Source organism: Paracoccus zeaxanthinifaciens ATCC 21588 (assembly GCF_000420145.1).
Taxonomy (GTDB): Bacteria; Pseudomonadota; Alphaproteobacteria; order Rhodobacterales; family Rhodobacteraceae; genus Paracoccus; species Paracoccus zeaxanthinifaciens.
In genome coordinates, this window is record NZ_ATUJ01000021.1 from 20,193 (window position 1) to 27,476 (window position 7,284).

Genomic DNA, 7,284 nt, shown 5'->3' on the forward strand with positions numbered 1-7,284 from the left:
ACATGAGCGAACGTCCCATCGTGCCGCCCCGCGCCCCGGTCACCATGCCGGTGCAGGATTTCCGCAGCCGCCCCGTTGCGGGGCCCGCACGCGCCCATGACAGCTGGCGCGTCTGGGCCGCGCGGCTGATCGCCTTCGGCGGCACGGCGGTCATCGCGGTGCTGGGTTGCCTGCAGATGCTGGCGGCGTTCCGCGCCGACCCGACGCCGATGCAGATCGCGCTGCTGATCCTGTTCGTTCCGACCTTCGCCTGGGTCGGCTTCTCGTTCTGCGGGACCTTCGCGGGCTTTCTCGCGCCGCGGCTGAAGACGCCCGAGGGGCAGAACGATGCGCGCGTCGCAGTCGTCATGCCCATCTATCACGAGGATGTCGCGGTCAGCACCGGCTTGCTGGTCGCCCTGGCCCGGGAACTGGCCGATGAAGGCATGGCCGACCGCGCCGAGATCTTCGTGCTGTCGGACACGCGCGACCCCTCGATCGCGGTCAACGAGACGCTGGTCATCGACGAGGCCCGCCGCCTGTCGCCCCTTCCCCTGTGGTATCGCCGCCGCCTGACGAACGAGGATCGGAAATCCGGAAACGTCGCCGAATTCGTGCGCGAATGGGGCGGACGCTATGACCAGATGGTCGTGCTGGACGCCGACAGCGTGATGTCCGGCGCGACCATCCGCGAATTGTCGGCCCGCATGAACGCCGACCCCCGCATGGGTCTGATCCAGACCATGCCGATGCTGGTCGGGGGCGAGACGATCTTTGCCCGCCTGATGCAGTTCGCGGGCCGCGTCTATGGCCCGATGATCGCGCGTGGCGTCGCGGCATGGTCGGGCAATACCGGCAATTACTGGGGTCACAACGCGATCATCCGCGTCACCGCCTTTGCCGAGGCCTGCGGCCTGCCGCGCCTTCCCGGCAAGCCCCCCTTCGGCGGCACCATCCTGTCGCATGACTTCGTCGAGGCCGCGGCCCTCTGCCGTGCCGGCTGGTCGGTGCGACTGGACCACGACCTGCGCGGCAGCTTCGAGGGATGCCCGCCCACCCTTCTGGACATGGCCGCCCGCGAACGCCGTTGGGCGCAGGGCAACCTTCAGCATTCGCGCCTGCTGGGCGTGAAGGGCCTGCGCGGCATCAGCCGAGCGCATTTCCTGATCGGCATCCTCGGCTTCCTCATGAGCCCGATCTGGCTGGCGCTGATCCTTGTCGGCCTTGTGCTGTCGGCGACGGTGCTTCTGTCGACGCCCGAGTATTTCCCGACCGCCTACCAGCTGTTCCCCGACTGGCCGGTCTTCGATTCCCGCCGCATGCTGTGGCTGTTCGCCGCCGCGATGGCGCTTCTGCTGCTGCCGAAATTCATCGCGACCTTCCGCGCCTGGGCCCGCCCCCTGGCGGTCGCATCGGGCGGGCGCGTGCGCATCTTCGCCAGCGCCATATTCGAGACCGTCCTGTCGGCGCTGATCGCGCCCGTGCAGATGCTGGTCCAGACCCGCCAGATCTTCGAGATCCTGCGCGGCCGCGACAGCGGATGGAACGCGCAGGTGCGCGCGGGCTCGATGCCCGGCTGGGGCATCGTGCTGCGATATCACTGGTGGCACGTGCTGCTGGGCGTCGGCACGCTGATCGTGCTGTCGATCTTTTCACCCGCGCAGCTGATCTGGCTGTCCCCCATCGTCGCGGGCCTGATCCTGTCGCCGCTGACCTCGCGCCTGTCGGCCAGCCCGGTCTTCGGGCGTTGGGCCCGCATGCGCGGCCTGCTGGTCACCCCCGAGGAACGCGATCCCCCGCGCATCCTGACCGAGGCCGCCGCGATCACCCGCAGCCTCTCGCGCATCGCCTGCGCCGGTGACGGGTTGCAGCGCCTTGGCCGCGACCCCGAACTTCTGGCCCGCCACAAGGCCGGGCTTGCCCCCCTTCCCGAAGACCTGCCGACCAATTGGCATCTTGCGCGCATCACGGCCGAGGCCAAGATCGCGAATGCCGACAGCCAGTCGCAGGCACTCTCATGGCTCGACCGGGCCGAGACCGACGCCCTCGTGTCGGACCCGGCCCTTCTGAGCCGCTGGAGCGAACTGCCCGCATGAACCGCATCATCACGCTGGACATGCTGAGGGGCTATGCCCTTGTTAGCATCATGGTCAATCATATGCCCATCTCGGCGATGCGGCATGTCACGCTGCCGAACTTCTCGATCTTCGACGCATCCGAGATGTTCGTCCTGCTGTCGGGCTTCCTCGTCGGCATGGTCTGGCGCGGGATCGAGGCCAAGCAGGGCCGCGGCAAGGCGCAGCGCCGCTTCCTGCGCCGCGCCTTCGAGGTTTGGCGCGCGATGGTCGTCGGCGCCCTGCTGATGGGCCTGCTGTCGGCACTGCTCTGGGCCGTGGACCTGCCGCACACCGCGATCTGGGACCGTTATGCGGTCTGGTCGGTGGATCACCCGCTGCTGTTCATGGCCGAGGTCGGAAGCTTCTGGCTGCAGCCCAACATCATCGATGTTCTGGCCGTCTATGTCGTGCTGATCGCGCTGACGCCGCTGGTGGTGCCCGCGATGCTGCGCGCCTTCTGGCTGTGCGCCTTGGTGTCGGTGGTGCTGTGGTGGTTCGCGCCCCCGCTGAACCAGATGCTGCCGAACCATCGCAGCCAGGGCGGTTTCCTGTTCAACCCCTTCGGCTGGCAGATGCTCTTCTATACCGGCACCGCATTGGGCCTGTTCCGCGAGCGGATCATGGCCGTGCTGTGGCCGCGCCGGCACCTGGTGACGGCAGTCGCCACCGCGATGTTCGCCTTCGGCGCGACCATCGTGATCGCGTCCCGCATCGGCGAACCCGCCCTGCCCCTGCGCCAGGCGCTCAAGGTACTCTACGGTTCGATCGACAAGTGGAGCCTGGACGGCACGCGCTATCTTGCGATCCTGTCGGCAGCATGGCTGATCGCGGTCCCGCTGGCGCGTCCTGCGCATTGGTTCTCGGCCACGAAGCTGGGGGTCGCACTGCAGCAGATCGGCAAGGGCGGACTCTTCTCGTTCGTGGCGTGCGTTCTTCTGTCGGTTCTTGGTGATGCGCTTCAGATGACACCTGAGGACCAGTCGATGACCAGCCGGCTGCTGATCGACCTGTGGGCCTGCGTGACGCTGTGGTGGGTCTCGGCCCTGTGGCTTGAATACGGCGCGCCATGGCAGAAGGCGCGCAAGGCGCGCGCCAGCTAGTGCTCGGTCGTCTCGACACGGTCGACAGTGAAGAAGAAATCACTGTCGGCCGGTTTCTCGACGATCTCGTCGGGAATGACGGTCGGCCCCGCCAGATAGACGTTCGAGCCGAAATGGCCGTGCAGCTTTGACAACTTGCGCATGCGGTCTGTCTGAAGTTCCTGGAAAAATGCGCTGTAGGCGGGTTGGACCTTCAGTTCGTCGATCTTGGCACGGTGGGCGGCCACGCAGCTTTCATGCATCGCGCGGATCTCGGGGTCGGCCATCATGCTATCGTACTCGGCCTGCAGCAACGGGAGAACGGCCTCCATGCGGCGATCCTCTTCGACATTGTGGTTCATCCGGAACCAGTAGGCGAGGCCCTGGTCGCGATCGACATGGTTCACGCGCCCACGGTCGCGTTTGACCAGAAAGCTCTCGACCGAGCGGACGGCATAGTGGTTGAGCGAGGCAAGCTGATAGCCGTAGGTCCCCGAATGCGACCGCCAGGCGTTGCGCCACTGGTCCTGCGGCATCGCCTTGCCGGAACCGTTGATCCAGCGGATGGCATCCAGCGCGTTGGGCTGCAGCCCCTTCGGGCGATGGACGCCCATCTTCTTGAACAGCCCCATATTGCGATAGAGCGTCTTGAAGCCCCATGCCTGATGCGGCTTGTTGGCGAACTCCTTCGCGCAACGGAAGAATTGCTGCGTGATGAAGCCGTCGCGAAAATCCGTAATGTCCGCGTTCCCGAACAGGCGCCAAGTCAGAGAGATAAGGTTGGCATCGTTGGCGGCATCGAACAGTGCCTTCATCGTGCCGTCTCCGACATGGACCGCGATGTATTCATCGACATCCATGCAGATCAGCCAGTCCGCGTTCTTGACCATGTCTTCGGAGTCGGCGGCATGCAGCGCAGCATGCTGCGGCTTCATGTCCACTTCTCGATAGGGGTTCTCGCGCCACTCGCAATAGCCCTTGCGGGCAAGAAGTCGCAGCAGATCGTCCGTCCCGTCCGTGCAGTCGTTGGTATAGACCAAAAAATTCTCGACCCCGATTGCACGGTGATAGGCGATCCATTCCAGGATGAACGGCCCTTCATTCTTCATCGTGGTGACGATAGTCACGCCGTCGCGTCGCGTGCCGTCAGTGTCGTGGCTGGCATTCTCTGCGATATCGGCCTTGGGCTGGCGCAGTGGATCGGCACCCGCGGCAATGGCACGCGCAAGCAGATCGTCCGCTTCGACAAGGCTGGTCTTCGGAACGATCCGGCTGACCTTGCCACTTTCGTCCTGGCCATAGCGCAAGGCCATGTGGCGGATGAAGCGAACCGGCTCGGGCGCGTTCGCGGCCCCCAGAATCCTGTCCCGAACCCAGATCGTATTGCTCGGCAGCCGATCCATGGCCGCGCACCAGCGCCAGTCGCGCGCCCTGCCATCGAAACGCTTGCAGATATGATCGCCAAAGCGCGGAACGGCGTCGTTTCGCACACCCCAAGGATATGCCCTCTCGCCCAGAAGGGACAGGAAGCCGGTTTCCACCCCCTTGGCGGCATCGAAAACCGTGCTGCCTGCGATCGGATCGATGAGGTCGATGGTTTCGATATTCGCGACCGCGGTTGCCGCGCCAAGCAAGCGATGCCGCAAAAGGTCGAACAGCAGCCTGTTCCCCAATGGCGCGGTCCAAGGCTCGGCGGCGGGCTGTTCCATGCGATCCTTGCCGGGGGCGTCGGGCGCGTTCATCGGATGAGCCTCGGGGCCCTTCAGCGGATCGCCAAGCGGAGAATCGAAATCGACGATGGCGATGACCATGGCATCCAGCGCCGCGCGACCCTCCTCGGTCGCCGACATCACGCGATGAAGTTCGGCGGCCTTTCTTTCGGCCTCGCCCGGATGTCCCCTGTCGACAATCAGCGCACCAGTCGCCCTGTGCACCCGGTGATGCCAAAGCAGCCAATCGCTCAGCGTCGCTGCATCCTCGCCGTTGCAGTGGCCAAGCAGCACATCCCGGCCTGCAAGCAAATCATGTTCGGCAGGACTGGGAGCGATCTGCCCGCCCGGCGGCCCGAAGGGCGACGCGACATCCCGACCGTTCGGCACGCGCATCTCTGCCAGCAATGCGCCAGAGAAGCCCCTCATCTGCTGAACGTCGCCCGAACGCGCCGGGCCAAACGCCCGCAGATCGTCGATCTGTTCAAAATACATGCGCACGACATTGCTGTCCGCCGTGGCAAGAGCATCCAAGAGCCGGAGACTGGAGCGCGGGAAACCTTCAGGAAGCAGCATCTCTTGCGAACGGATCGTGCGGCCGATGATACTGCTTCTGGGCATGCGGTCTTTCCCGTCTTCGTGCGCGTTTCTGCGACCCACGGGCAGCAGAAGGGGATGAATTCTCTATCCCATCTGGCAGGCGCGCCTTCAAGCCCCGCGCATTTCCCGGTCGTTCCCGAGTTGCATCATGCGCGCATAGCGTGTTCACTTGTGCCGAACGCCAGAGAACTAATTCAAGAGGGCCGCGTGCAGACTATTCTTGTGACGGGCAGCGCAGGTTTCATCGGTTTCCACGTTTCTCGTGCCCTTCTGGAATCCGGACACCGGGTGATCGGGCTGGACAGCCACAACGATTACTATTCCCAGACACTGAAGGCCGATCGCGAAGCCCAGCTCACGCCACACAAAGGGTTCACGGCCGTTCACGGCAAGGTCGAGGATCCCGGCCTGTTGATGTCCCTATTCGAGGAATATCGGCCGGACGGCGTGATCCATCTGGCCGCGCAGGCCGGGGTCCGTTACTCGATCGAGAACCCCCGTGCCTATGTCGAGGCAAACCTTGTCGGCACTTTCGAACTGCTGGAGGCGGCGCGCGCCTTCCCTCCGCAGCACATGATGATGGCATCGACCAGCTCGGTCTATGGTGCAAACACCAAGATGCCCTATTCCGAGACCGACAAGACCGAAGCGCCCTTGTCCTTCTATGCCGCCACAAAGAAGTCGAACGAGGTGATGGCCCACAGCTATGCGCATCTCTTCAAGCTGCCCATCACGATGTTCCGCTTCTTCACGGTATTCGGTCCCTGGGGGCGGCCGGACATGGCTCCGCATCTGTTCACCGACGCGATCCTGAAGGGCGAACCGATCAAGGTCTTCAATCACGGCGACATGCAACGCGACTTCACCTATATCGACGATCTGGTGGCAGGCATTCTGGGCCTTCTGCAACAGGCGCCCACGGCATCCGCGGTCGAGGGCGACAGTCTTTCGCCGGTCGCCCCGTGGCGGGCCGTGAATATCGGAAATGGCGCCCCGGTCAAGCTGATAGACTTCATCTCGGCGATCGAGACGACGTTGGGCCTGGAGGCCCAGAAGCGCATGATGCCGATGCAGCCTGGCGACGTTTCTGCGACATGGGCGGACGATAACCTGATCGGCCAGCTTATCGGCGGCATCCCGAAAACACCGCTTGCAGATGCCGTTGAGGCGTATGTGGGTTGGTTCGGAAGCTATTATGCATAGACGGCTGAGCAGACTTGTGGCGCATGGCTATTAGGCTCAAGCCTTGGGTAGCGAGGACGTTCTAGTCGGGCGGTTTTTACCCATGCGGATCGCGCGGGGATCGACCGATCTGATCGAGCGTTCCGGTTGACCTGCCACGGGATTTTTCCTCCACCGTTGATTACGCGAGATGATAACTCCGCGCGTCGGGCGTTTGCTCAGCCTGCGCCGATCGGCGTGAACACCGATCGGGCTCCGGTCGCGGTTAGATGAAAGTTCAGTGGCAGTTCACCATGCATCAGCGATCTCGATGCTGGATCGAACAAGCGTTCTTGCGGCTGGCGCACGCGCTCTTGCGTTTGCCCGCGATCACGACTTCCTTGGACAGTTTCGCCGTCGGATGTTTCATCTTGGTGTTTTTCTGTGATCTGTAACGCAAGAAGCCCCGCGTTTTTGCGGGGCGTGTTTTTTGTATGGTTTTGTTATTTTGGTTGCGGGGGCAGGATTTGAACCTGCGACCTTCAGGTTATGAGCCTGACGAGCTACCGGGCTGCTCTACCCCGCGCCATTTTTGTCCTGATCGGGTGTTTTCATCGTATCAGAGAGATTGTCGTCTCT

General features: G+C 63.6%; 4 protein-coding genes and 1 tRNA gene. 3 read left to right on the forward strand and 2 right to left on the reverse strand.

From position 1 onward, the window contains the following. The first annotated feature begins 2 nt into the window (after positions 1 to 2). Together mdoH and opgC are read left to right on the forward strand one after the other, a co-directional pair. Complete coding sequence (gene mdoH, locus F804_RS0114720) at positions 3 to 2,075, forward strand: glucans biosynthesis glucosyltransferase MdoH (protein ID WP_245540373.1); 2,073 nt, start codon at positions 3 to 5, stop codon at positions 2,073 to 2,075. Further along, positions 2,072 to 3,196 carry an OpgC domain-containing protein gene (gene opgC / locus F804_RS16675; RefSeq protein ID WP_022708512.1) on the forward strand — a complete coding sequence of 375 codons (1,125 nt, stop codon included), beginning with the start codon at positions 2,072 to 2,074 and terminating at the stop codon, positions 3,194 to 3,196. The genes mdoH and opgC overlap by 4 nt, the downstream gene beginning before the upstream one ends. On the opposite strand, the gene F804_RS17045 is transcribed toward opgC, so the two are convergent. After that, on the reverse strand, positions 3,193 to 5,505 hold the full coding sequence (locus F804_RS17045; RefSeq protein WP_084686687.1) for a glycosyltransferase family 2 protein: 2,313 nt from the start codon (positions 5,503 to 5,505) through the stop codon (positions 3,193 to 3,195). The genes opgC and F804_RS17045 overlap by 4 nt on opposite strands. Positions 5,506 to 5,691: 186 nt before the next feature. Here F804_RS17045 and F804_RS0114735 point away from each other — a divergent pair, with 186 nt between their 5' ends. Then, complete coding sequence (locus tag F804_RS0114735; RefSeq protein WP_022708514.1) at positions 5,692 to 6,687, forward strand: NAD-dependent epimerase/dehydratase family protein; 996 nt, start codon at positions 5,692 to 5,694, stop codon at positions 6,685 to 6,687. 467 nt (positions 6,688 to 7,154) lie between these two features. Here the strand turns inward: F804_RS0114735 and F804_RS0114745 are convergent. Then, a tRNA-Met gene (locus F804_RS0114745) sits at positions 7,155 to 7,231 on the reverse strand. Positions 7,232 to 7,284 lie beyond the last annotated feature (53 nt).